This is a genomic window from Curtobacterium sp. 8I-2 (genome assembly GCF_902506155.1).
GTDB classification, from domain to species: Bacteria; Actinomycetota; Actinomycetes; order Actinomycetales; family Microbacteriaceae; genus Curtobacterium; species Curtobacterium poinsettiae.
Window position 1 is genome coordinate 2,760,748 of the sequence record NZ_LR732827.1, and the last position, 23,713, is coordinate 2,784,460.

The window sequence follows — 23,713 nt, forward strand, 5'->3', positions numbered from 1 at the left end:
TGACGCCGTCGTATTGGCAAGACGCCGTCGTGTCCGCAGGACGCCGCCACCCCGACGAGACGCCGCCGAATCCGGCGGCGTCTCGCGCGCTCGGCGGCGTCTCGGCAGGACACCGGCGTCTTGTGCTCGGCACGCGGCGGCCTGGAGGCGCGGTGCGGGCCCGCCACGGGCCTCCCGTCCGGCGCGGGGAGCGTCTGCCGCGGCGCGGACCCGACTGGCTGGGGACCGCACGTGGTGCGGGCTCGGTCCGACGGCGCGTCCGGCCGACCACCACAAACGCGACACCCCACGAGTCGAACGACTCGTGGGGTGTCGGAGAACGGGTGTCGAGCGCGCGACGCGCCCGGGCGTCAGGCGTCGATGGGTTCCCGGACGGCGTCGCGACCGGCCGATGCCCGCGTGGACAGCACCACCGCGGTGACGGCGCCCACGAGGAGCCCGGCGAGCACCATGTGCGTGCCGACGAGCCCGACGGGCAGACCGGTGCGTGCCTGCGTGAGGCCGACCGCGATCTGCAGGAACTCGACGACGAGCAGCAGCAACGGCCACTTGCTCGGCCGGCCCAGGCGGACGGCTCCGATGACGAGCACCAGGGTGAGCGCGAAGAGGGCGTACGCCGGCCAGGCGTGCACGTGCTCCATGACCGCGGGGTCGAACCCGGTGCGGTGCAGGCGTCCGCCGTCGACGGCTTCGTCAGCGCCGGCGTGTGGGCCGCTGCCGGTGGTCAGGATGCCGACGAGCACGGTCACGACGACGGCGGCGACGGTGCCGCGGACGACGCCGGTGTACCAGCCGGGGACGAGCCGCTCGGCCGTGCGGGGGCCGTGCACGGTGCGGTAGACCAGGGCAGCGGTCACCGAGGTGAGCGCGGCGGAGACGACGAAGTGCAGTCCGACCACGAAGGGGTTCAGGTTCGTCCACACGCTCATGCCGCCGATCACGGCCTGCACCGGGATCGCGACGCCCTGAGCGAACGCCAGCCAGAACAGTTCCGGCCGCGTGCGGAGCATCCGGACGATCGCCAGGAACATCGCGACGGCCACGATCACGAGCACGAAGGTCAGCAGACGGTTGCCGAACTCGATGATGCCGTGGACGCCCATCTCCGGCGTGGAGACCAGCGAATCCGCCGTGCACTTGGGCCAGGTGGGGCATCCGAGGCCCGACGCGGTGAGGCGGACCAGGCCGCCTGTGCCGATCAGCACGACCTCGACCACGAAGGACGCCCAGGCCAGTGCGACGACGCGGCGGTCGACCGCACGGGGGAGCGACCACCACCGTCCGGTCCGGAGATCCTGCTCGACGGGGGATCCGACGCGTGTCACGAGGGTGGTGCCTTCCTGTTGCTCCGTGCAGTGAACCTGTAGGATTCGAGGGTTCAGCAGCAGTCAAGTCTAGGCAGGCGCCGGCTCCGAATGGGCCGAGATCGCCGATCACTCCACGGACTGCGTGGAACCATAGTCGTTGCGAGGGAGCAGCACCGGGTCCGCATGTCAGCGGTCCACGGTGGAATGGCGTCCAGACGCCACGGGTTGACACCTGTAACGCTGTCCCGCGAGAAGGAAACGAGGAGACCATGTCCGACGTGCTCATCGACCGTCCCGAGCTCGAAGGGCTCGGCCAATACGAGTTCGGCTGGTCCGACTCCGACTCGGCAGGGTCCTCCGCCCGTCGTGGGATCTCGGAAGAGGTCGTCACCGACATCTCGAACCTCAAGGACGAGCCCGAGTGGATGCTGAAGAACCGCCTCAAGGGGCTGTCGCTCTTCGGCCGCAAGCCGATGCCGACGTGGGGTGCCGACCTGACGGGCATCGACTTCGACAACATCAAGTACTTCGTGCGCTCCACCGAGAAGCAGGCGCAGTCGTGGGAAGACCTCCCCGAGGACATCCGTGCGACCTACGAGAAGCTCGGCATCCCCGAGGCCGAGCGCCAGCGCCTGGTCGCCGGCGTCGCCGCGCAGTACGAGTCCGAGGTCGTGTACCACCAGATCCGCGAGGACCTGGAGCAGCAGGGCGTCATCTTCATGGACACCGACACGGCGCTCCGTGAGCACCCGGAGCTGTTCGAGGAGTACTTCGGCACCGTGATCCCGGCCGGCGACAACAAGTTCGCCGCGCTGAACACGGCCGTCTGGTCCGGTGGCTCGTTCGTCTACGTCCCCAAGGGCGTCCACGTCGAGATCCCGCTGCAGGCCTACTTCCGGATCAACACCGAGAACATGGGTCAGTTCGAGCGGACGCTGATCATCGCGGACGAGGACTCGTACGTCCACTACATCGAGGGCTGCACCGCCCCGATCTACAAGTCCGACTCGCTGCACTCGGCCGTCGTCGAGATCATCGTGAAGAAGAACGCCCGCGTTCGCTACACGACGATCCAGAACTGGTCGAACAACGTCTACAACCTCGTCACGAAGCGTGCGATCGCGCACGAAGGCGCGACGATGGAGTGGATCGACGGCAACATCGGCTCCAAGGTCACGATGAAGTACCCGTCGATCTACCTCGCCGGGGAGCACGCCAAGGGCGAGACGCTCTCCGTGGCCTTCGCGGGCCCCGGCCAGCACCAGGACGCCGGCGCGAAGATGATCCACATGGCGCCGTACACGACGTCCTCGATCGTCTCCAAGTCGATCGCCCGTGGCGGCGGTCGTGCCGGGTACCGCGGCGAGGTCCGGGTCGACCCGGGCGCGCACCACGCGGCCAACACCGTGCGCTGTGACGCCCTGCTCGTCGACACGATCAGCCGGAGCGACACGTACCCGGCGATCGACATCCGTGTCGACGACGTGCAGCTGGGGCACGAGGCCACGGTCTCGCGTGTCAGCGAGGAGCAGCTCTTCTACCTCATGTCCCGCGGCATGGCCGAGGACGAGGCGATGGCGATGATCGTCCGTGGTTTCATCGAGCCGATCGCCCGCGAGCTCCCGATGGAGTACGCACTCGAACTCAACAAGCTCATCGAGATGAGCATGGAAGGATCCGTCGGCTAGATGTCCAGCACCACCCCTCCCCACATCGACCAGCCGATCGAGCCCGCTGCCGCAGCGCAGGGCGGCACCCAGCACGGCGCCGGAGCCCACTCCGACGGCGGCTGGGACGCCCCCGACAAGAAGGTGCCGGTCCAGACCCGCTCCGAGCGGTTCCAGTCCGGCGACGTCGAGGCGTTCCCGAAGGTCACCGGCCGAGAGGTCAACTGGAAGTTCGCGCCGCTGACCAAGCTCCAGCCGCTGCTGGACGGCCCGCTCGACGGATCCGCCTACCCGTACCTCGCCCGCCAGTCCGAGGGCGCCGACGTCGAGTGGGGTCGCAGCGACGACCCCCGCGTCGGCACCGCCGGCCTGCCCGAAGACCGCGCGGCGGCCGCGGCCTGGAGCGCCCGTGACGCGGTCCTGGCGATCACGATCAAGGCCACCGAAGCGCACGAGTTCATCACGGTGACCCGCTCCGACTTCGGGTCGCAGCCCCGCGCCGCGCACACGGTCATCACGGCCGAGCCGAACGCGCAGGGCATCGTCGTGCTCGACAACCGCGGCAGCGCCCTGCTGAGCGAGAACATCGAGATCGTCGCGCAGCAGAACGCACGACTGACCGTCGTCAGCCTGCAGGACTGGGACGACGACGCGGTGCACGTGTCGACGCACTTCGCCGAGGTCGGGCGCGATGCCTTCCTCAAGCACGTCGTGGTCTCGCTCGGCGGCGACGTCATCCGGGTCAACCCCTCGACGCACCTCGGTGCGCAGGGTGCCGACACCGAGATGTACGGCGTGTACTTCGCCGACGCCGGCCAGTACATCGAGCAGCAGGTCTACGTGAACCACGACGCGCCGAACACGCGCGGTCGGGTCAACTACAAGGGTGCGCTGCAGGGCCAGGGCGCGCACACCGTCTGGATCGGTGACGTCCTGATCGGTCGCGCCGGTGACGGGACCGACTCGTACGAGCAGAACCGCAACCTCGTGCTGACGGACGGCACCCGTGCCGACAGCATCCCGAACCTCGAGATCGAGACGGGCAACATCGAGGGTGCCGGTCACGCGAGTGCCACCGGTCGCTTCGACGACGAGCAGCTGTTCTACCTGCAGTCCCGCGGAGTCCCGGAAGAAGAAGCGCGGCGTCTCGTCGTGCTCGGCTTCCTGGTCGAGGTGATCCAGAAGATCGGTGCGCCCGAGCTCGAGGAACGCCTCATCGCCGCGGTCGAGCAGGAACTCGCCGAGGGCCGTTCGGTCATCGCGGCACCGGCCGAGTCCGGCGCCGAGCCGGCCGCCGCGCCGCAGACCGCCGCACCGCAGACCGCCACTCCGCAGGCCAACGCCTGATGGCCGAGAAGGTCTGCACCGAAGCCGACATCGCGGTGGACAGCCCGATGCGGGTGGTCGTCGGTGGCACGGCGGTCGCGATCGTGAAGGACTCGTCCGGCACGGTCCACGCCATCGGCGACACCTGCACGCACGGCGACATCTCGCTGGCCGAGGGCTTCGTCGAGGGTGACTCGCTGGAGTGCTGGGCCCACGGGTCCCGCTTCTCGCTGACCACCGGCAAGCCGCAGAACTTCCCGGCCTACGAGCCCGTCCCGGTCTTCCGGGTCGAGGTCCGCGACGGCGACGTCTACGTCGACGTCCAGGACGTCGTCCCGGTCGACTGAGCACCCCAACACTTCCCGCGGCTGACGCCGCACCACAGCTGCAACCGAAGGAACGCAATGTCCACTCTGGAAATCCGTGACCTCAAGGTCTCGATCGACACCGACCAGGGCACCAAGGAGATCCTGAAGGGTGTCGACCTCACCATCAACGAGGGCGAGATCCACGCGATCATGGGGCCGAACGGCTCCGGTAAGTCCACGCTGGCGTACACGATCGCCGGCCACCCCCGGTACAACGTCGTCGGTGGCACGATCACCCTCGACGGCGAGGACGTCCTCGCGATGAGTGTCGACGAGCGTGCCCGTGCCGGCATGTTCCTGGCGATGCAGTACCCGGTCGAGATCCCCGGCGTCACGGTGTCGAACTTCCTCCGCACCGCCAAGACGGCGATCGACGGTGAGGCCCCGGCCCTGCGCGGCTGGATCAAGGAACTCCGTCAGTCGATGGCCGACCTGAAGATGGACTCGTCGTTCGCCGAGCGCAACGTCAACGAGGGCTTCTCCGGTGGCGAGAAGAAGCGCCACGAGATCATGCAGCTCGAGCTCCTCAAGCCGAAGTTCGCCGTCCTCGACGAGACCGACTCCGGCCTCGATGTCGACGCGCTGAAGATCGTCTCCGAGGGCGTCAACCGTGCCAAGGCCGCGACCGGCCTCGGTGTGCTGCTCATCACGCACTACACGCGCATCCTCCGCTACATCAAGCCGGACTTCGTGCACGTGTTCGTCGCCGGCAAGATCGCGGAGCAGGGCGGCCCCGAGCTGGCCGACCGCCTCGAGAACGAGGGCTACGACCGCTACGTGCAGGCCGTCGCGGCCGCCGAGGCGCAGGCCTGATGATCGCCGCGCTCGCTCCCGACAAGTTCGACGAGGTCGTCGAGGGCCTGAAGGAGGTCCAGGACCCGGAGCTCGGCGTGAACATCGTCGACCTCGGCCTGATCTACGACCTCGCCTGGGACGACGACGCCAACGCCCTCGTCATCAGCATGACGCTCACCAGCGCCGGCTGCCCCCTGACCGACGTCATCGAGGGAGACACCGCGAACGCCCTGGACGGCATCGTGGACGCCTTCCGGATCAACTGGGTCTGGATGCCGCCGTGGGGTCCGGAACGGATCACCGACGACGGACGCGAGATGATGCGCGCCCTCGGGTTCGCGATCTAGGCGCGACCCACAACGGACGGGAGGCGCGGTGCCAGCTGGCACCGCGCCTCCCGTCCGTTTGTGCGCACGCCACGCGCGGGGCGCGCCGCCGAGTGGTCGCAACCGCCCGCTCACGTTCGCCGAGCGGTCACGTTCTGTCGGCTGACCCCGCTCCAGGCGACGGAACGTGACCACTCGGCATCCGGGCAGTGGGGAGTCGTGACCGCACTGACAGCCCGGCGCCGCGCCCGCCTGCCTGCCCGCCCACCCGCCGCTGACGCAGAACGGCCCCACACCGATCGGTGCGGGGCCGTTCTCGTGCGAGGGGTCAGCGGCGGCCGACGGCCTTCCACGCGAGCGGCAGGATGCCGGCGGCGATGAGGGCCTTGGCGACGCCACCGATGATGAACGGGTACAGGCCGGCGGCGAGCACCGACTGGACGTCGTTCGGGGCGCCGAGCTGGCCGAGCGCCACGGCGAGGTACGGCAGGCCGGTCACGAACGGGATCGCGCTCGCGAGCAGCATCGCGACCGCGGCACGACCGACGTTGCGGTCCCAGTTGCGGCGGGCGAGCCAGCCGACGAGCCCGGCGGCCGGGATGAAGCCGATGACGTACCCGAAGCTCGGCAGGGCCAGGGCCTGCAGGCCGCCCTGCAGGTCGGCGAAGAACGGGGCACCCGCGAGTCCGGCGACGGCGTAGACGAGCAGCGAGAGCATGCCGCGACGCGCGCCGAGCGTCGCGCCGACGAGCACGACGGCCAGCGTCTGCCCGGTGATCGGGACCGGCCACATCGGGACCTCGAGCTGCGCCATCGCGGCGGTGAACAGGGCTCCGCCGGCGACGAGGGCGGCGTCGGTGGCCAGCCCGTGCGTGCGCAGACGGTCGGCGAGGACTGCGCGGGGAGCGAACCCGGTGGCGTTCGTCATGGATTCTCCTAGAATGGACTGCTGGTTCCGTTCGGAACCATCGGTCCCGTCAGCGTAGCGGTGCACCTCACGCACACACCGTTGTGCAAACCCACCAACTGATTGGACGTCCACTGTGCTTGCCGTGCACGAACTCGAGATCCGCGTCGGAGCTCGTCTCCTCATGGAAGAAGTGTCCTTCCGTGTCGAGAAGGGCGACAAGATCGGACTCGTCGGCCGCAACGGCGCGGGGAAGACGACGATGACCAAGGCCCTCGCGGGCGAGACGCAGCCGAACGGCGGCACGATCGACCGCGGCGGGGAGATCGGCTACCTGCCGCAGGACCCCCGCTCCGGCGACCCGGAGGAGACCGCGCGGAAGCGCATCCTCGACGCCCGCGGGCTCGGTGAGCTCGTGGAGGGCATTCGCCTCGCCACGCTCGACATGGCGAGCGACGACGCGGCCGTCGCCGAGAAGGCGATGCGGCGCTACAGCCGTCTCGACGACCAGTTCAACGCGCTCGGTGGCTACGCGGCCGAGGCCGAGGCCGCCTCGATCGCGTCGAACCTGAAGCTGCCGGACCGCATCCTCGACCAGCAGCTCAAGACGCTCTCGGGTGGTCAGCGCCGGCGCATCGAGCTCGCCCGCATCCTGTTCTCGGACGCCGAGACGATGATCCTCGACGAGCCGACCAACCACCTCGACGCCGACTCCGTCGTGTGGCTCCGCGAGCACCTGAAGACCTACCCCGGCGGCGTCATCATCATCTCCCACGATGTCGAGCTCGTCGAAGAGGTCGTGAACCGCGTCTTCTACCTGGACGCAAACCGCCAGACCATCGACATCTACAACATGGGCTGGAAGCTCTACCAGCGGCAGCGCGTCGCCGACGAGGAGCGCCGTCGCAAGGAGCGCGCGGGCGCCGAGAAGAAGGCCGCCACGCTCAAGGACCAGGCCGCACGCTTCGGTGCGAAGGCCTCGAAGGCCGCCGCGGCGCACCAGATGGTCGCGCGTGCCGACAAGCTGCTCGCCGGCCTCGAGGACGAGCGCGTCGCCGACCGCGTCGCGAAGATCCGTTTCCCCACGCCGGCGCCGTGCGGTCGTACGCCGCTGATGGCCGAGGGGCTGTCGAAGTCCTACGGCTCGCTGGAGATCTTCGCCGGTGTCGACCTGGCGATCGACCGCGGCTCCCGCGTGGTCATCCTCGGCTTCAACGGTGCGGGCAAGACGACGCTGCTGCGCATCCTCGCGGGTGCCGACCAGCCCGACACCGGTGAGATCCAGCCAGGCCACGGTCTGCGCATCGGCTACTACGCGCAGGAACACGAGAACATCGACATCAACCGCACGGTGATCGAGAACATGGTGTCGGCGTCGACGGACCTCAACGAGACCGAGGCCCGTCGGGTGCTCGGGTCGTTCCTGTTCACCGGCGACGACGGCTACAAGAAGGCCGGCGTCCTGTCCGGTGGTGAGAAGACGCGTCTGTCGCTCGCGATGATCGTCGTCTCGGGGGCGAACGTCCTGCTGCTCGACGAACCGACGAACAACCTGGACCCGGCGTCACGCGAGGAGATCCTCAACGCCCTGGCCGGCTTCGAGGGCGCGGTCGTCCTGGTGTCCCACGACGCCGGCGCGGTCGAGGCGCTCAACCCCGAGCGCGTGCTGCTGCTGCCGGACGGCACCGAGGACCACTGGAACAAGGACTACGCGGAGCTCATCGAACTCGCGTAGCCGCTTGCGAGACGCCGTCGTGTCCACACGACGCCGCTGAGCCGTCGAGGCGCCGCCGGAGACGGCGGCGCCTCGCCGACGTGGGGGCGTGTCGCGATGACGACGGCGTCTTGCGCACCGGCCTCGGGGTCGGTCGGGCGTCGCGCCTCCCGTCCGCACGGTGCCGCGTTCGCGGGCCGGTGCGGTGTTGCGTGGTGGGTGCGCGCTTGTGGTGCTGCACGGTGCGGGGAAGCGCGCACGGGGTTGCGAGGTGCGCACGGTGCGGTCTGGAGGCGCGGTGCCGGTCGTGCGTCGCGCCTCCCGTGCGCACGGTGCCGCGTTCGCGGTCCGGTGCGGTGTTGCGTGGTGGGTGCGCGCTTGTGGTGCTGCACGGTGCGCGGAAGCGCGCACGGGGTTGCGAGGTGCGCACGGTGCGGTCTGGAGGCGCGGTGCCGGTGGTGCGTCGCGCCTCCCGTGCGCACGGTGCCGCGTTCGCGGGCCGGTGCCGTGTTGCGTGGTGGGTGCGCGCTTGTGGTGGCGCACGGTGCGCGGAACCGCGCACGGGTTGCGAGGTGCGCACGGTGCGCTGACGCGCACACACGCCAGCGCGTCAGCGACGGGACGCGATGAGCTCGTCCTCGATCTCGGCGTCGGTCTTCGGCTTGAGGTTCTTGCGGCGTTCGCGCTCGAGGGCACGCTCGCGCTCCTCGGGGTCGTCCTGGTTGAGGTTCCGGTACTCCTGCACCATCACGTACGCCAGGAACCCGAAGCCCCCGGCGGCGAACAGGAACCACTGGATGAAGTAACTCAGGTGCAGCCCGGTGTCGGCGTTCGGGCGATCCCAGCCGAGCGGGCGGGCCTCGGTCGGGGCGGGGGACTCCGAGGCGAGCTGCCCGTACGCACCGGTCCAGATCGGGTCGTCGACCTTGTTCGCCACGTCGGCCAGGGTGACCGACTGCACCTGGTCGGTGTCCTTCGGGTCGGAGCGGCCGGGGATGCGGGGTTCGCTCTGCTGCAGCCGGACGACGGCGGTGACCTCGCCGGACGGGGGAGCGGGAACGTGGTCGGGGGCGTCCTGCGCGTTGCCGGTCGGGACCCAGCCGCGGTCGACGATGAAGGCGCGGCCCTCGGACGTGACGAGCGGGGTGAGGACCTCGAACCCGGGCTGCCCGTTGTGCACGCGGTTGCGGACGAGCAGCTGGGAGTCGACGTCGTACCGGCCGGTGACGGAGACCCGGAGCCACTCCTGCTCGTCCTGCCAGCTCGACGCCCTCGGCAGCGCCCGGTCGAGGGGGACGGGAGTGTGGTCGTAGTTCTGCGCGACCTGCTCGTTCTGCCGGACGGCTTCGTTGCGGCGGTCCCACTGCCACATGCCGAACAGCGTGCAGACGATGGCGAAGGCGACGGCGATCGCGAAGTAGCCGAGCCAGCGGCGGCTCCGGACGAAGCGCCAGCCGACGAAGGGCTCGTCGGAGCGGCTGATCGAACCCGAGTCCGAGCCCGACCCCGAGTCCGAGCCAAAGCCGGAGCTCGATCCAGCGGCGGCACGCTGCAGCTTGGCGGCGTGCTTGCGGCCGTACCGGGACTGCGGGTCGAAGCCGTCGGTCATCGCGAGGTGCCGGTGGCGCGCACCCCGACGTCGTTCTTCGGCGCTGCCACCGGGTCGCGCTCGTCGTCGAGGCGGTCGACGTCCTCGTGCATGCCGGTGACGCGCACCGGGAACGAGCGGGACCGCAGGTAATCGGCCAGGAAGTCACGGTGCTCGTCGCACGCCGCCCAGATCTTCACGCGGTCGATCGCGTGGATGCGGGGGTTGCGCCAGTTCACGCGCCAGCCGGCCGTCGAGGTGCAACCCGCTCGCGAGCACACCGGGGTCGATCCGGGCTCGGTCTGCAGGTCGAACGTCGCACCCATCAGCGGGGCCCCCACATCTTCGATCGGTCGCCGTTGCGCTGCCACTCGTCCTGGGCGTGCTGCGCCTGCTGGCGGAGGCGGTCCTGTTCGTCGCGGTAGGCCTGGGCCCGTGCGTCCTCCTGCTGTTCGCGGAGGCGCGGGTCGACGGCGTCGTACAGCTCGATGGACCCGGCGGGGGAGATCATGTCGCTCTCGGTCCGGCTGCCGGCGTTCGCGATGACGACGGCAACCCAGGGGATCACCGCGGCGAGGACGATCGGGATGACCGCGAGCCACGAGTGCCAGGTCGAGTACACGAGCACGGCGGAGATGAAGAGGACCACTCGGATGGCCATCTGCCAGACGTAGCGGGACAGGCGGTGCGCCCGGTCCTGCTCCGGTGTGTCCGGCAGCGAGGTGATGCTCGTGTGCGTGCTCTTCATACAGATGGTCTCCGTCTACCCGTGGTCAAGCCTAATCCCGCCGGGCCGATCGTGGGTGCGCCGCGCGCGAACCGGCAGGGTGGTCGGCTCCGGTACGCTCGTCCGGGCGTGTCCGCCGGGTCCCCGGCACCGCGTGCCGAGCAGAACCCACCGAACGGAGCGACCATGAGCACCCCCCGTACCGTCCTCATCACCGGCGGCAACCGCGGCATCGGCCGCGCGCTGGCCGAGCGGTTCGTCGCAGCCGGCCACCGGGTCGCCGTGACGTCGCGCAGCGGTCAGGGTGGTCCCGAGGGCGCGCTGACGGTGCAGGCCGACATCACCGACACGGCCTCCGTCGACGCCGCGTTCACGCAGGTCGAGGCCGAGTTCGGTCCGATCGAGGTCCTCGTCGCGAACGCCGGCATCACGAACGACCAGCTGCTCCTCCGCATGTCCGAGGACGACTTCACCAGCGTCGTCGACACGAACCTCACCGGCACCTTCCGCGTCGTCAAGCGCGCCACGAAGGGCATGATGAAGGCCAAGTTCGGGCGCATCGTGCTGATGTCGAGCGTCGTGGGTGCCTACGGCCAGATCGGCCAGGTCAACTACGCGTCCTCGAAGGCCGCCCTGGTCGGCATGGCCCGCTCGATCACCCGTGAACTCGGTTCGCGTGGCATCACCGCCAACGTCGTCGCGCCCGGCTTCATCCAGACCGACATGACCGCCGCGCTCTCCGACGAGCTGCAGGCCGAGTTCAAGAAGGCGATCCCCGCCGCCCGCTACGGCACGGTCGACGACGTCGCCGACGCCACGCTGTTCCTGGCGAGCGACGGCGCCGGGTACGTCTCCGGTGCGATCATCCCGGTCGACGGCGGCCTCGGGATGGGGCACTAGCCACCACCTGCGCGTCGTTTCGTGCCCAGCGACCGTCCACGGGTGCTCGCGCGCCTGACGTGTCGCTGAGCGCGAAGACCGGCCGGTCCGCTCAGCCGCGCAGGCCGAGCGTCGCGAGCACGGCGGACAGGTCACGGTCGACGACCGCGACGTCCGCCTGCTCCCGCACGCGCGGCTTCGCGTCGAACGCGACCGACAGCGCCGCGACCCGCATCATCTCGAGGTCGTTCGCGCCGTCCCCGATCGCGATCGTCCGTGCCGGGTCGACACCGTCGGCGTCCGCCCACTCGCGGAGCGCGACGGCCTTCGCGTGCGCGTCGATGACGTCGCCGAGCACGCGGCCGGTCAGCACGCCGCCGCTGACCTCGAGCCGGTTCGCCCGGCAGTGGTCGAGGCCGAGCTGCTCGGCGAAGGGGTCGAGGACCTCGTGGAACCCGCCCGACACCACGCCGACGGTGCCGCCGGCGGCGTGCACGCCGCGGACGAGCTGGTCGGCGCCCCGCGTCACACGGACCGCCTGCTGCGCGCGGACGAAGACGTCCGCCTGGAGGCCCGCCAGGGTCGCGACACGCTCCCGGAGGCTCTCGGCGAAGTCGAGTTCCCCGCGCATGGCGCGCTCCGTGATCGCCGCCACCTGTGGCCGGGTCCCGGCGCTGTCGGCGAGCAGTTCTATCACCTCGTCCTCGAGGAGGGTGGAATCGGCATCGAGGACGACGAGGAAGCGGGGCACGCACCAACGGTACCGACTGGCGGAGGCACGGCCGCGTCGGGGACGCGAGCCGTGCCTCCAGACCGTCCGTCCGGGGCTGCGCCCCGGGTGCGTCGTCACGCGTCGACGCGGACGCCCTTGCCCACCACGGTGATGCCGGACGCGGTGACGGTGAAGCCGCGTGCCTCGTCGGCCTCGCGGTCGACGCCGACCTGCGCACCCGGTGCGAGGACGACGTCCTTGTCGAGGATGGCGCGGTTGACGATCGCGCCGGCGCCGATGGTGGCGCGCTCGAACACGATCGAGTCGAGGACCTTCGCACCGGAGTCGATCGAGCACCACGGCCCGATCATGCTGCGCTCGACCTGGGCGCCCGACACCAGGCAGCCGAGCGACACGAGCGAGTCGACCGTGGAGCCGGTGTTTCCGTTCGCGTCGCGGACGAACTTCGCCGGCGGCAGGTTCGTCTGCTGGTTGAAGATCGGCCAGTCCTGGTTGTACAGGTTGAAGACCGGGACCGGGGCGATGAGGTCCATGTGGGCGTCGAAGAACGAGTCGATCGTGCCCACGTCGCGCCAGTAGTACTTGTCGCGGTCGGTGGACCCGGGGACCTCGTTGCGCTGCAGGTCGTACACGCCGGCGTCGCCGCGGTTGACGAAGTCGGGCACGATGTCGCCGCCCATGTCGTGCGCCGAGGTCTCGAGCTGGCCGTCGCGCAGGACCGCGTCGACCAGGGCGTCCGCGTTGAACACGTAGTTGCCCATCGAGGCCAGGATCTCGCCGGGGGAGTCGGCCAGGCCGATCGCGTCCTTCGGCTTCTCGAGGAACGCGTCGATCTTGGTCGGGTCGTCCTCGGCCACCTGGATCACGCCGAACTGGTCGGCGAGGCCGATCGGCTGGCGGATCGCCGCCACGGTGACACTGCGGCCGGAGGCGATGTGCGCCTCGACCATCTGGTGGAAGTCCATCCGGTACACGTGGTCCGCGCCGACGACGACCACGATGTCGGGGCGTTCGTCGCGGAGCAGGTTGAGCGACTGCAGGATCGCGTCGGCCGACCCGGCGAACCAGCGCTTGCCGAGCCGCTGCTGCGCGGGGACCGACGCGACGTAGGAGCTGAGCAGCCCCTCCATCCGCCAGGTCTCCGCGACGTGTCGGTCGAGACTGTGCGACTTGTACTGGGTCAGGACCACGATCTTGTTGAGACCGGAGTTCACCAGGTTCGACAGTGCGAAGTCGATGAGACGGAAGTTGCCGCCGAACGGGACGGCGGGCTTCGCGCGATCGGCGGTGAGCGGCATGAGTCGTTTGCCTTCGCCACCGGCGAGCACGATGCCGAAGACCTTCTTTGGAGCCATGCCGCTCACAGTAGGCGTCAGCACTGGGAACCGGTTACCTTGAACCAGTGCGAGTCGATCTGCTGACCAGGGAGTATCCGCCGGAGGTCTACGGCGGAGCCGGTGTCCACGTGTCCGAACTCACCGCCGCGTTGCGGTCGGGAACGGAGACGGAAGTCCGTGTCCGGGCCTTCGGGGCCTTCCGTGACGAACCCGACGTGTGGGGCTACCGGACCCCGGACGGCCTCGGCCAGGCGAACGGCGCACTGCAGGCCCTGGGCACCGACGTGGCCATCGCGGCCGACGTCGAGGGTGCCGACCTCGTGCACTCGCACACCTGGTACGCGAACTCCGCGGGCCGGATCGCGCAGCTGACCTACGGCATCCCGCACGTCGTCACCGCCCACAGCCTCGAGCCCCTGCGCCCGTGGAAGGCCGAGCAGCTCGGCGGCGGCTACCGCCTGTCCAGCTGGATGGAGCGCGAGGCGTTCGAGAACGCCGACGGCGTCATCGCGGTCTCCAAGGCCATGCGTGCGGACATCCTGCGCTCCTACCCCTCGATCGACCCGGCGAAGGTGCACGTCGTCTACAACGGCATCGACATCGACGCGTGGAAGCCGACCGTCGACGAGGACGCCGTGCGTGCCCTCGGCATCGACCCGACGCGCCCGAGCGTCGTGTTCGTCGGACGCATCACCCGGCAGAAGGGCCTGCCGTACCTGCTCCGCGCCGTGGCCTCGCTGCCGTCGGACGTGCAGATCGTGCTGTGCGCCGGCGCGCCGGACACCCCCGAGATCCTGGCCGAGGTCACCGCGCTCGTCGAGGGGCTCCGCGCCGAACGCGAGGGCGTCGTCTGGATCGACCGGATGCTCGCGCACCAGGAGATCGTGAACGTGCTGTCCTCGGGCACCGTGTTCGTCTGCCCGTCGGTGTACGAGCCGCTCGGGATCGTGAACCTCGAGGCGATGGCGTGCGGGATCCCCGTCGTCGGCACCGGTACCGGGGGCATCCCCGAGGTCGTCGCCGACGGGCTCACCGGTCGCATCGTCCCGATCGACCAGGTGCAGGACGGCACCGGCACCCCGACCGACCCCGACCGCTTCGTGGCCGACCTCGCCGCGACCCTGGCCGAGGTGCTCGCCGACGAGGGGCTGGCGAAGCTCATGGGTCGCGCCGGACGGCTGCGTGTCGAGACCGAGTTCACCTGGGACGCGATCGCCACCAGGACACGGCAGGTCTACGACCAGGTGCTCGGCCAGAACCCGTAGGCTGGTCGCATGCCCTCGGTCGTGCGCTTGTCAGACGTCTCCGTGGTCCGCAACGGGGCCACCATCCTCGACGCGATCTCGTGGGAGGTGCAGGACGACGAACGCTGGGTCGTGCTCGGCGCGAACGGCGCCGGCAAGACGACGCTGCTGCAGGTCGCCGGTGCCCAGACGTTCCCGACCTCGGGCGACGTCGAGGTGCTCGGCACCGAGCTCGGTGGTGCCGACCTGTTCGAGCTCCGCCCGCGCATCGGCTTCGCGTCGACCGCCCTGGCGCGTCGCATCCCGGTCACCGAGAAGGTCATCGACGTCGTGCTCACCGCGGCGTACTCGGTGACGGGGCGCTGGAACGAGGAGTACGAGGAGCTCGACGTCCGTCGTGCGCAGCGCGTGCTCGAGGAGTGGGGCCTGGGGTCCTTCACCGACCGCACGTTCGGCGACCTGAGCGACGGCGAGCAGAAGCGCGTGCAGATCGCCCGGGCCGTGATGACCGACCCGGAGATCCTGTTCCTCGACGAACCGGCCGCGTCGCTCGACCTCGGCGCCCGTGAGAGCCTCGTCCGCACCCTCGGCGGGTACGCCCAGAGCGCGGACTCGCCCGCCATCGTCATCGTGACCCACCACGTCGAGGAGATCCCGGCCGGGTTCACCCACGCACTGGTCCTCGCCGACGGCCACGTGCAGGCTGCCGGCCCCATCGACGAGGTCCTGACCGACCAGACCCTGACCGAGGCGTTCGGCATCGACCTCTCGGTCACCAAGGACGCCGGTCGCTACACGGCACGCGCCGCGTAGCGCTGCGATCCCGCCGTCTCTCTGGTATCGTGGACGGCTGGCGCAAGCCGACGACTTCCCGCGCAGTTCGCGCAATCCCACCACCGCTATCGAGGAATCTCCATGAAGACCGACACCCACCCCGAGTACCGCGCCATCGTCTTCCGCGACCTGGCCTCCGGTGAGACGTTCCTGACGCGTTCGACCGCGAACAGCGACAAGACCATCGAGCTCGACGGTGCGACCTACCCGGTCATCGACGTCGAGATCTCGTCCGCTTCGCACCCGTTCTACACGGGCAAGCAGCGCATCCTCGACTCGGCCGGCCGCGTCGAGAAGTTCAACCAGCGCTTCAAGGGCTTCAGCAAGTAAGCAGCCCCCACGCAACGTCGACGGGCGGTCCTCCTGCAGGAGGGCCGCCCGTTCGCGTTGTGCGGTGGCTCCGGCTGCCGCTGACCCAGGGCCGCGGGACACCGGTGTTCGCGCGTCACACCGGGTTGTGCGGGTGTTCGGCGCACGAACACCGGTGTCCCGCGCGGGCTGTGCGGGGTCAGGCGCCGTTGCGGTGCGGCCAGCGGCCGTCGGCGGTGAACGACGGGTCGCGCTTCTTGCGCATGTAGTCCTGGAACGACGCGGCCTGCTCGGCGCACCAACCGACCTGCTTGCGGTGGAGTGCTTCGGCGGAGATGCCGAGTTCGTCCGGGTACTTGCCCGCGATGGCCTGGGCGACACGCCCGGCAGCGATGGCGTCCGCGCCGGCGTCGTGGGCGTCGTCGAGCGTGACACCGTAGAGCTCGGACGCGGCTTCGAGCGTGCGCTTGCCCTTGCGGAAGGTGTCGAGCGCCTTGTCGATCACGAGCGGGTCGACGACGTTGCCGACGACGGGGGAGGCGAACCCGTGCCGCTTCGCTTCGCGGTCGAGGACGGTGAGGTCGTAGGGGGCGTTGTAGATCACCAGCGGGATGCCCCGGGCGAACACGGCTTCGATCGCGGCGATGATCTCGCCGACGACCTCGGCCGCGGGACGCCCCTCGGCCTGGGCACGTTCGGTCGTGTACCCGTGCACGGCCGCGGCACCCTCGGGGATGGGGACGCCCGGGTCGGCGATCCACGCGCCCTCGACGATGGAGGCCCCGGTCATGTCGATGAGTCCGACGTGGGCCGTGACGATGCGGGCCGTCTCGACGTCGACCCCGGTGGTCTCGAGGTCGAAGACGCCCAGCGCGTGCCACCAGGGGCGACCCGTGAGGTCCTGGGACGGAGCGGGTGCGTCGAGCTGTGCTGTGGGGAACGTCACGCGGTCAGGCTAACGGGACGCACCGACACCCCCGACTACCGGGTCGGCGCGCCGACGTGCAGCCAGTAGAACGACTGCGTGCCCATGGTGAGCGTGACGGTGCCGTCCTCGTCGAACGACGGGAACGAGCTGCCGCCGAACAGGTCGTAGAGCGGGCGACCCGCGAACTCCGGCGCGGAGATCGTGACCGAGGTCGGGTTCGTCGCGAATGAGAACACGCACAGGACGTCCTCGGCGGACGGCCCGAACTGCTGCCCGGAGCCCTCCCACGAGCGGACGAAGGCGAGCACCGAGTCGTTGGAGGTCTCCTGCACGTTCAGGGAGCCGAGGCCGAACACCGGGTGGGCCTTGCGGGTGTGGATGACGTTGCGGACCCAGTGCAGCAGCGAGCGCGACTGGGCCAGCTGCGCCTCGACGTTGACCTGCGCGTAGTTGTACACGAGCGACTGCACGACGGGCAGGTAGAGCTTGCCCGGGTCTGCGGTGGAGAAGCCGGCGTTGCGGTCCGGCGTCCACTGCATCGGCGTGCGGGACGAGTCGCGGTCCGGCAGCCAGATGTTGTCGCCCATCCCGATCTCGTCGCCGTAGTACAGGAACGGTGAACCGGGCAGCGAGAAGAGCAGCGCGTGGATGAGCTCGAGCTCGGCGCGCGAGTTGTCGAGCAGGGGAGCGAGACGTCGGCGGATACCGATGTTCGAGCGCATCCGCGGGTCGTAGCCGTACCAGCCGTACATCGCCTGCCGGTACTCCTCGCTCACCATCTCGAGCGTGAGCTCGTCGTGGTTGCGGAGGAAGACGCCCCACGCGGCGCTGGCTGGCACGTCGAGGGTCTCGGACAGGATCGCCTTGAGCTCGGCGGCGTGCTGGGCGCGGAGCGAGTAGAAGATGCGCGGCATCACCGGGAAGTCGAACGCCATGTGGCACTCGGGTTCCTCGTCGGTGCCGAAGAAGGCTGCGGTCTCGCGCGGCCACTGGTTCGCCTCGGCCAGGAGCACCCGGCCGGGGTACTCGTCGTCGACCATCGCGCGGAGCTTCTTGATGAACTCGTGCGTCTCCGGCTCGCCCTCGCCGTTGCCCTCCTCCGACTCGAACAGGTACGGGATCGCGTCGAGCCGGAGGCCGTCGACGCCCATGTCGAGCCAGTGCCGGACGACGTCGTAGATGGCCTCGATGACGGCGGGGTTCTCGAAGTTCAGGTCGGGCTGGTGCGAGAAGAAGCGGTGGAAGAAGAACTGGCGTCGGACCGGGTCGAAGGTCCAGTTGGACTCCTCGGTGTCGACGAAGATGATGCGGATGTTCGAGTAGTCCTCGTCGGTGTCGCGCCAGACGTAGAAGTCGCCGTAGGGGCCGTCCGGGTCCTCGCGGGACTGCTGGAACCACTCGTGCTGGTCGCTGGTGTGGTTGATCACCATGTCGATCACGATGCGCATGTTCCGCTCGTGCGACTTCGTGACGAGCTCGCGGAAGTCGTCGAGGGTGCCGAACTCCGGCAGGATCGCCCGGTAGTCGGCGATGTCGTAGCCACCGTCACGCATCGGCGACTGGAAGAACGGCGGCAGCCACAGCGCGTCGACGCCGAGCCACTGCAGGTAGTCGAGCTTGCCGATCACGCCCTGGATGTCGCCGATGCCGTCCCCGTTGGAGTCGACGAACGACCGGATCATGCACTCGTAGAAGACCGAGCGCTTGTACCACTGCGGGTCGAGCGTCAGGCCGGGCAGCTGGATCGGGGCTGTGAAGGTCACCGTGCTCCTCGTCGTCGTCGACGGACCGCTCGACGGCCCGCCCCGGACACGATAGGCGCGAGATGCTGCGGGTGTCCGGGGATTCGTGCGGTTCGCTCCCTAGACTGACGCCGATGCAACCGCCCGTGCTCTCCCCGTACCAGTCGTTGATGGCCGCCACCCCGGTCGTGCACCGGGCCGTCCAGGTCGACGGCCGGACCACGCACTACTGGGTCTACGGGCCCGAGGACGCGGATCGCACCGTGCTCGCAGTGCACGGGTTCCGCGGGGACCACCACGGCCTCGAGACGATCGCCGCGCACCTGGAAGGTGTCCGCGTGATCGTCCCCGACCTGCCCGGCTTCGGCGTGTCCGATCCGCTGCCGGTGTCCGACATCGACGCGTACGTCACCTGGCTGACCGGGTTCCACGCCGCGCTCGGGCTCGGGCGCGACACCGTCGTGCTCGGGCACTCGTTCGGGTCGATCCTGGTGTCGGCCACCGTCGCCGCCGGTCTCGACACCCGGCTGCTCGTGCTCGTCAACCCCATCGCCGCCCCGGCACTGCAGGGTCCGCGTGCCGTCGGGACCGCGATCGCGATCGGGTACTACCGTGCCGGCGCGGTGCTGCCGAAGCCGATCGGGCTCGGGATCCTGCGGAACGGTGCGATCGTCCGGGCGATGAGCATCGCGATGCTGAAGTCGCACGACCCCGTCGTCCGCCGGTGGGTCCACGATCAGCACGACCGGTACTTCTCGGCCTTCGCGAACCGTACGAGCGTGCTCGAGGCGTTCCGCACCTCGGTCACCCACGACGTGTCCGAGTACGCCGACCGGATCGACGTGCCCGTGTTGCTCGTCGCGGCGGAGCACGACGACATCACCGCCGTGCCCGAACAGCGTGCACTCGCCGAACGCCTGCGGGACGCCGAGCTCGTCGTGATCCCGGGTGTCGGGCACCTTGTGCACTACGAGACACCGGCTCTGGCCGCCGCCGCGGTGCTGCGCCGGATGGCGGACACGGCCGCGCGCCCTGGACGGGGCCGCGGCACCAGGGCGGGCCGACCGTCGGGGGCGGGGCGGGCCTCCCGGACGACCGCCGGGAAGGCGACCGAGGCGAAGACGGCTCCGGCGAAGTCGAACACCACGAAGCCGAACGCCGCGAAGGCGACCGAGGCGACGGCGAGCGACACGAAGGAGACCGACGCGTGACGCGCCTGCGCATCGGGATCGACTGCCGGTACGTGCGGATCGGTCGGCACGACGGCATCAGCCGGTTCACCGCCGGAGTGGTCGCGAACCTGCCGGACCGACACGACTTCGTGCTGCTCGTCCATGACGAGCGCCAGCTCGAGTCGCTGCCGCCGGACCTGCCGTGGGAGCTGCTGCCGGCGCCGACGGACGCGGGGGAGCCGCTCGTCGCCCGGCGGGTCAACCGTCTGGGGCTCGACGCGGTGTTCTCACCGATGCAGACGATGGGGTCGCGCGGGCGCCGGTACGCGCTCGTCCTGACGCTGCACGACCTGATCTACTACCGCAACCGCACGCCCCCGCGGGAGTTCTCGTGGCCGCTGCGGCTCGGCTGGCGGGCGTTCCACCTGTCGTGGGCGCCACAGCGGTTCCTGCTGAACGGTGCGGACGGGGTGGTGACGGTGTCGGAGACGACCGCCGGGCTGATCGCCGAGCACCGGTTGACGAGCCGACCCGTGACGGTCGCGTACAACGCGGCCGACCCGGCGACGCCACGGGCGACCGGAGCGCCGCGCGAGCGCTCCCTCGTCTACATGGGGTCGTTCATGCCGTACAAGAACGTCGAGACCCTGGCGGCGGCGCTGCCGCTGCTCGGGGCGGACTGGACGCTGCACTGCATGTCGCGGGTGTCCGGTGCCGACCGGGCGCGACTCGAGGGGCTCGCTCCCGCGGGGACGATCGTCTTCCACGACGGCGCGACGGACGAGGAGTACCTGTCCGTGCTCCGTTCGGCCACGGCGCTGGCGACCGCGTCGTACGACGAGGGGTTCGGCATCCCGCTCGTCGAGGCGATGGGCGTCGGGACCCCGGTCGTCGTCAGCGACATCCCGATCTTCCGCGAGATCGGTGGCGATGCGGCCGAGTACTTCGACCCTGCGTCGCCGTCCGCCGTCGCCGCGGCCGTCCGGCGGGTCGAGGACCGGTGGGACGAGGCTTCGCTGCGGTCGATCGAGCGTGCTCGGCGGTTCCGGTGGCAGGACTCGGCGGAGCAGGTCGTCCGGGCCGTCGAGCGGGCCGTGGGGGACCGGCGGGCCTGAGAGCGGGCGCGGGCGGGCGCCGGCGCGGGCTCGGGGCGCTGGCGCGGTCTCGCGGTTCGGGGCGCTGGCGCGGTCTCGCGGTTCGTGGCGATGCGGAACGACGCTGCCGATGTCGTACGACGTCGACCGTGTGGTTCCACGTCGCCCGGCCGCGACCACCGCACCACACCTCCTTCCGCTACTTCCGCGCGATCACCTGCACGTCCGCCCCGGGGAACACCTTCTGCGTCTCCTCGGTCACCCGCGACACGATGGGCGGCACCGCTGCTCCCCGCCCCGGGGTCCGCACGACGATCGACTGGTCCCGTGCGGTGTCGGACGGGTCGCCGCCGCGCTCCCACGAGCAGCGGACCGCGGTGACCCCGCCGATGCGGTCGAGCGTGTCCGCCAGCGCGAGTCGCTTCGCCGCGACCTCCCCGGCTCCTGTGACGCCGATCTGCAGGCTGCCGAGGTCGGCGATCACGACGACGCGGACGCCGTTGCCACCGGACTCGTCGGCTGCTCGGCTGATGGCGGCGACCAGGTCACGTCTGGCAGCGCGGTCGAGCGAGGGGTCGGCGCGGACCGTCGCGACCGCGTCGTAGCTCGCGAACCCGGTCTTGGCCGGGGCGTGGTGCCGCACCTCGATGACGCCGGGCAGGTCGTCCACCCGCGTGTCGAACCGGTCGAGCGCGACGTCCGGCCGTGGGAAGACCCCGCCGATGCCGTTCTGCACGCTGCCGATGATCGACCCGAGCACCACGGCGATGACCGCGGCCACGACGAGGACGCTCCCGCCGATGACGAACCAGGTGCGGGCGCGGGTGCGCGTGGGGATGCTCGCCGTCTCCGGGCCGAACACGCGGTCGAGGTCGTCGTCGGACGGATCGGGGGCATGCCGGCCGTGTCGGCTGGTTCCGTCGTCGGACATCTGGCTCCCGTCACCCTGGGTTGCGGGTGGTCCCCGGTGTGCGGGTGCGTCGGAGCGTAGTCCCCGGTCAGCCCCGGCGTTCCAAGGGGTTCTGGTACTCGAACGCCGAGCCGCCGGTGGCGTCGGAGACGTCGTCGATCGGGTCGTCGAACCGGACGAGTTCGGCGTGGAAGCGCTCCGGGTCCCACCGGAACGAGTGGATGGACCCGTTCCGGATCGGGGTGTGGCCGCGGTCGGCTGTCCCGGGGGCTGCGGCGTTGACGACGCTGCGGATCACCGCGCCGTGCGTCGCGACCACCACGACGCCTCCGTCGAAGCGCACCGCGATCTCTCCGAGGGTCTCGGTGATCCGCGCGAGCAGGGCGGAGCGGGACTCCCGACCGGGGATGTCGTCGTGCGGGTACCGGGCGGACACCTCGTCGTCGGTCAGACCCTCGGCCTCGCCGTAGGACCGCTCGGCCAGGCCCGGGTACGTCGTCGGGGCGTCGAGTCCCAGGTGATCGGCGATGATCGCACCCGTCTCGGCGGCGCGGGACAGCGGGGAGGCGACCACGGCGTCGAACGGCCGGCGGGTCAGGAGTTCGGCGGCCTCGGCGGCCTGCCGTCGTCCGGTGTCGTTGAGCGGGATGTCGGTGGAGCCCTGGATGCGGCGCTGCGCGTTCCAGTCGGTCTCGCCGTGGCGGACGAGGTACAGGAGGGTCGTCACCCGACGATCTTCGCAGACGCGACCGGCGGACCCGTCCGGCTACTCGGAGGAGCGCGAGTCCGCGCGCGACGCTGCGGGTGAGGCTGCGGGTGACGCCGCGGGTGACTCCGCGGGCGACTCCGCGCGCGACGCCCCCGCTGCACTGAGCCGCTCCGCCAGGTGCACGAGCGTCTCGGTGGTGCCGGCGTCGAGCTTCACGGCCGCCCGGCGGTCGCTGCGGGTCTCACCGCGGTTCACGATGACCACCGGGTTCTTCCGGCGTGCCGCGTGGTCGACCAGCCGCACGCCCGAGTTCACGGTGAGGGAGGACCCGACCACGAGCAGCGCGTCGGCGTCGGCGACGATCGACACGGCCTCGCGGAACTTCTCGGCCGGCACGAACTCGCCGAAGAAGACGACGTCGGGCTTCAGGTCGCCGCCGCAGACGGAGCACGCGGGCACGACGAACCGTTCGACCTCGGTGATCTCGACGTCGCCGTCGGGCTGCAGCTGCACGGACCCGGGCTCGTCGATCCAGGGGTTCGCCCGGTCGATGGTGGTGGCGAGGTCGGAGCGGGAGAACACCTGCCCGCACCGCAGGCACACGGCGCGGTCCATCGACCCGTGGATCTCGACGACGCGACGGGACCCGGCACGCAGGTGCAGGCCGTCGACGTTCTGCGTGATGACGCCGGCGACGATCCCGGCGTCCTCGAGCGCGGCGAGCGCCCGGTGCCCGTCGTTCGGCGTGGCGGCCGCGAAGCTCCGCCAGCCCAGGTGCGATCCGGCCCAGTACCGCTGGCGCTTCGCGGGGTCGGCGAGGAACTCCTGGAACGTCATGGGCTTCCGCACGACGCGTCCGGCTCCGCGGTAGTCGGGGATGCCGGAGTCGGTGCTGAGACCGGCGCCGGAGAGCACGGCGACGCGCTTGCCCGCGAGCAGCTCGACGACACGGTCGAGGTCGTCGGCGCTCACCGACCCGGAGGTGGCCCCGGAGGCCGCTCCGGTGGTCGGTCCGGTCGTCGACGCAGCATCATCCAGCACCCTGTTCACGGTACCCTCAACACCCGACCGTCCCGGTCACTTCCCGAGTGGAGCAC

24 protein-coding genes are annotated in these 23,713 nt (G+C 70.4%); 12 read left to right on the plus strand and 12 right to left on the minus strand.

The genetic code is table 11. The features are described 5' to 3' along the window. Positions 1-350: 350 nt before the first annotated feature. The gene (locus tag BOSE127_RS16725) at positions 351-1,325 is read right to left on the minus strand and encodes a COX15/CtaA family protein (RefSeq protein ID WP_159558053.1); all 975 of its coding nucleotides are present in this window, start codon (positions 1,323-1,325) and stop codon (positions 351-353) included. A gap of 251 nt (positions 1,326-1,576) precedes the next feature. On the opposite strand from BOSE127_RS16725, the gene sufB reads away from it, so the two are divergent. Genes sufB through BOSE127_RS16750 form a run of 5 tightly spaced genes read left to right on the plus strand, consistent with a single transcriptional unit; the run spans position 1,577 to position 5,810 of the window. Next, complete coding sequence (sufB, locus tag BOSE127_RS16730) at positions 1,577-2,995, plus strand: Fe-S cluster assembly protein SufB (RefSeq protein WP_017887266.1); 1,419 nt, start codon at positions 1,577-1,579, stop codon at positions 2,993-2,995. Next, positions 2,996-4,321, plus strand: coding sequence for a Fe-S cluster assembly protein SufD (gene sufD, locus BOSE127_RS16735; RefSeq protein WP_159558055.1), 1,326 nt, complete (start codon positions 2,996-2,998; stop codon positions 4,319-4,321). Further along, positions 4,321-4,647 carry a non-heme iron oxygenase ferredoxin subunit gene (locus tag BOSE127_RS16740; RefSeq protein ID WP_159558057.1) on the plus strand — a complete coding sequence of 109 codons (327 nt, stop codon included), beginning with the start codon at positions 4,321-4,323 and terminating at the stop codon, positions 4,645-4,647. The genes sufD and BOSE127_RS16740 overlap by 1 nt, the downstream gene beginning before the upstream one ends. Positions 4,648-4,704: 57 nt before the next feature. Then, the gene (sufC, locus tag BOSE127_RS16745; RefSeq protein ID WP_017887269.1) at positions 4,705-5,481 is read left to right on the plus strand and encodes a Fe-S cluster assembly ATPase SufC; all 777 of its coding nucleotides are present in this window, start codon (positions 4,705-4,707) and stop codon (positions 5,479-5,481) included. Next, positions 5,481-5,810, plus strand: coding sequence for a metal-sulfur cluster assembly factor (locus BOSE127_RS16750; RefSeq protein ID WP_017887270.1), 330 nt, complete (start codon positions 5,481-5,483; stop codon positions 5,808-5,810). Before sufC ends, BOSE127_RS16750 begins: the two co-directional genes overlap by 1 nt. A 307-nt stretch (positions 5,811-6,117) precedes the next feature. Here BOSE127_RS16750 and BOSE127_RS16755 read toward each other — a convergent pair whose 3' ends face one another. Next, positions 6,118-6,717 (minus strand): biotin transporter BioY, encoded by a 600-nt coding sequence (locus tag BOSE127_RS16755; RefSeq protein ID WP_042540909.1) that lies wholly within the window; start codon positions 6,715-6,717, stop codon positions 6,118-6,120. Positions 6,718-6,832: 115 nt separating this feature from the next. On the opposite strand from BOSE127_RS16755, the gene BOSE127_RS16760 reads away from it, so the two are divergent. After that, entirely contained in the window at positions 6,833-8,431 is a 1,599-nt protein-coding gene (locus tag BOSE127_RS16760) for an ABC-F family ATP-binding cassette domain-containing protein (protein WP_031259783.1), read from the plus strand. 589 nt (positions 8,432-9,020) lie between these two features. Here BOSE127_RS16760 and BOSE127_RS16765 read toward each other — a convergent pair. Genes BOSE127_RS16765 through BOSE127_RS16775 form a run of 3 tightly spaced genes read right to left on the minus strand, consistent with a single transcriptional unit; the run spans position 9,021 to position 10,746 of the window. Next, a complete protein-coding gene (locus BOSE127_RS16765) occupies positions 9,021-10,019 on the minus strand; it encodes an SURF1 family cytochrome oxidase biogenesis protein (protein WP_159558059.1) in 999 nt (332 codons plus the stop codon). Beyond that, on the minus strand, positions 10,016-10,324 hold the full coding sequence (locus tag BOSE127_RS16770; RefSeq protein ID WP_081612300.1) for a hypothetical protein: 309 nt from the start codon (positions 10,322-10,324) through the stop codon (positions 10,016-10,018). The genes BOSE127_RS16765 and BOSE127_RS16770 overlap by 4 nt, the downstream gene beginning before the upstream one ends. Further along, positions 10,324-10,746 (minus strand): DUF3099 domain-containing protein, encoded by a 423-nt coding sequence (locus tag BOSE127_RS16775; protein ID WP_052481935.1) that lies wholly within the window; start codon positions 10,744-10,746, stop codon positions 10,324-10,326. The genes BOSE127_RS16770 and BOSE127_RS16775 overlap by 1 nt, the downstream gene beginning before the upstream one ends. A 165-nt stretch (positions 10,747-10,911) precedes the next feature. Here BOSE127_RS16775 and fabG point away from each other — a divergent pair, with 165 nt between their 5' ends. After that, positions 10,912-11,625 (plus strand): 3-oxoacyl-ACP reductase FabG, encoded by a 714-nt coding sequence (gene fabG / locus BOSE127_RS16780; RefSeq protein ID WP_031259788.1) that lies wholly within the window; start codon positions 10,912-10,914, stop codon positions 11,623-11,625. Positions 11,626-11,716: 91 nt separating this feature from the next. Here the strand turns inward: fabG and serB are convergent, their stop codons facing one another. Both serB and BOSE127_RS16790 read right to left on the minus strand, forming a co-directional pair. Beyond that, complete coding sequence (gene serB, locus BOSE127_RS16785; RefSeq protein WP_042540905.1) at positions 11,717-12,355, minus strand: phosphoserine phosphatase SerB; 639 nt, start codon at positions 12,353-12,355, stop codon at positions 11,717-11,719. 95 nt (positions 12,356-12,450) lie between these two features. After that, positions 12,451-13,692, minus strand: coding sequence for a glucose-1-phosphate adenylyltransferase (locus tag BOSE127_RS16790; RefSeq protein WP_042540903.1), 1,242 nt, complete (start codon positions 13,690-13,692; stop codon positions 12,451-12,453). Between the two features lie 47 nt (positions 13,693-13,739). On the opposite strand from BOSE127_RS16790, the gene glgA reads away from it, so the two are divergent. The 3 genes from glgA (at position 13,740) to BOSE127_RS16805 (ending at position 16,082) form a co-directional block, all read left to right on the plus strand. Next, positions 13,740-14,939 (plus strand): glycogen synthase, encoded by a 1,200-nt coding sequence (gene glgA / locus BOSE127_RS16795; RefSeq protein WP_031259795.1) that lies wholly within the window; start codon positions 13,740-13,742, stop codon positions 14,937-14,939. A gap of 9 nt (positions 14,940-14,948) precedes the next feature. Beyond that, on the plus strand, positions 14,949-15,731 hold the full coding sequence (locus BOSE127_RS16800) for an ABC transporter ATP-binding protein (RefSeq protein WP_017887279.1): 783 nt from the start codon (positions 14,949-14,951) through the stop codon (positions 15,729-15,731). A 102-nt stretch (positions 15,732-15,833) separates the two neighbouring features. Beyond that, positions 15,834-16,082 (plus strand): type B 50S ribosomal protein L31, encoded by a 249-nt coding sequence (locus BOSE127_RS16805; RefSeq protein ID WP_017887280.1) that lies wholly within the window; start codon positions 15,834-15,836, stop codon positions 16,080-16,082. Between the two features lie 178 nt (positions 16,083-16,260). Here the strand turns inward: BOSE127_RS16805 and BOSE127_RS16810 are convergent, their stop codons facing one another. Both BOSE127_RS16810 and treS read right to left on the minus strand, forming a co-directional pair. Further along, on the minus strand, positions 16,261-17,007 hold the full coding sequence (locus BOSE127_RS16810) for a 3'-5' exonuclease (protein ID WP_017887281.1): 747 nt from the start codon (positions 17,005-17,007) through the stop codon (positions 16,261-16,263). A gap of 35 nt (positions 17,008-17,042) precedes the next feature. Further along, complete coding sequence (treS, locus tag BOSE127_RS16815; protein WP_017887282.1) at positions 17,043-18,752, minus strand: maltose alpha-D-glucosyltransferase; 1,710 nt, start codon at positions 18,750-18,752, stop codon at positions 17,043-17,045. A 113-nt stretch (positions 18,753-18,865) separates the two neighbouring features. On the opposite strand from treS, the gene BOSE127_RS16820 reads away from it, so the two are divergent. Continuing rightward, positions 18,866-19,942 (plus strand): alpha/beta fold hydrolase, encoded by a 1,077-nt coding sequence (locus tag BOSE127_RS16820; protein ID WP_328698932.1) that lies wholly within the window; start codon positions 18,866-18,868, stop codon positions 19,940-19,942. 5 nt (positions 19,943-19,947) lie between these two features. Continuing rightward, on the plus strand, positions 19,948-21,018 hold the full coding sequence (locus tag BOSE127_RS16825) for a glycosyltransferase family 4 protein (RefSeq protein WP_031259798.1): 1,071 nt from the start codon (positions 19,948-19,950) through the stop codon (positions 21,016-21,018). Between the two features lie 178 nt (positions 21,019-21,196). Here the strand turns inward: BOSE127_RS16825 and BOSE127_RS16830 are convergent, their stop codons facing one another. The 3 genes from BOSE127_RS16830 to BOSE127_RS16840 all read right to left on the minus strand — a co-directional run bounded on the left by BOSE127_RS16830 (position 21,197) and on the right by BOSE127_RS16840 (position 23,588). Next, positions 21,197-21,928 (minus strand): hypothetical protein, encoded by a 732-nt coding sequence (locus BOSE127_RS16830; protein ID WP_017887285.1) that lies wholly within the window; start codon positions 21,926-21,928, stop codon positions 21,197-21,199. 67 nt (positions 21,929-21,995) lie between these two features. Further along, positions 21,996-22,634 carry a histidine phosphatase family protein gene (locus BOSE127_RS16835; protein WP_042540899.1) on the minus strand — a complete coding sequence of 213 codons (639 nt, stop codon included), beginning with the start codon at positions 22,632-22,634 and terminating at the stop codon, positions 21,996-21,998. A 39-nt stretch (positions 22,635-22,673) separates the two neighbouring features. Further along, a complete protein-coding gene (locus tag BOSE127_RS16840; protein ID WP_236559603.1) occupies positions 22,674-23,588 on the minus strand; it encodes a Sir2 family NAD-dependent protein deacetylase in 915 nt (304 codons plus the stop codon). Between the last annotated feature and the right edge of the window lie 125 nt (positions 23,589-23,713).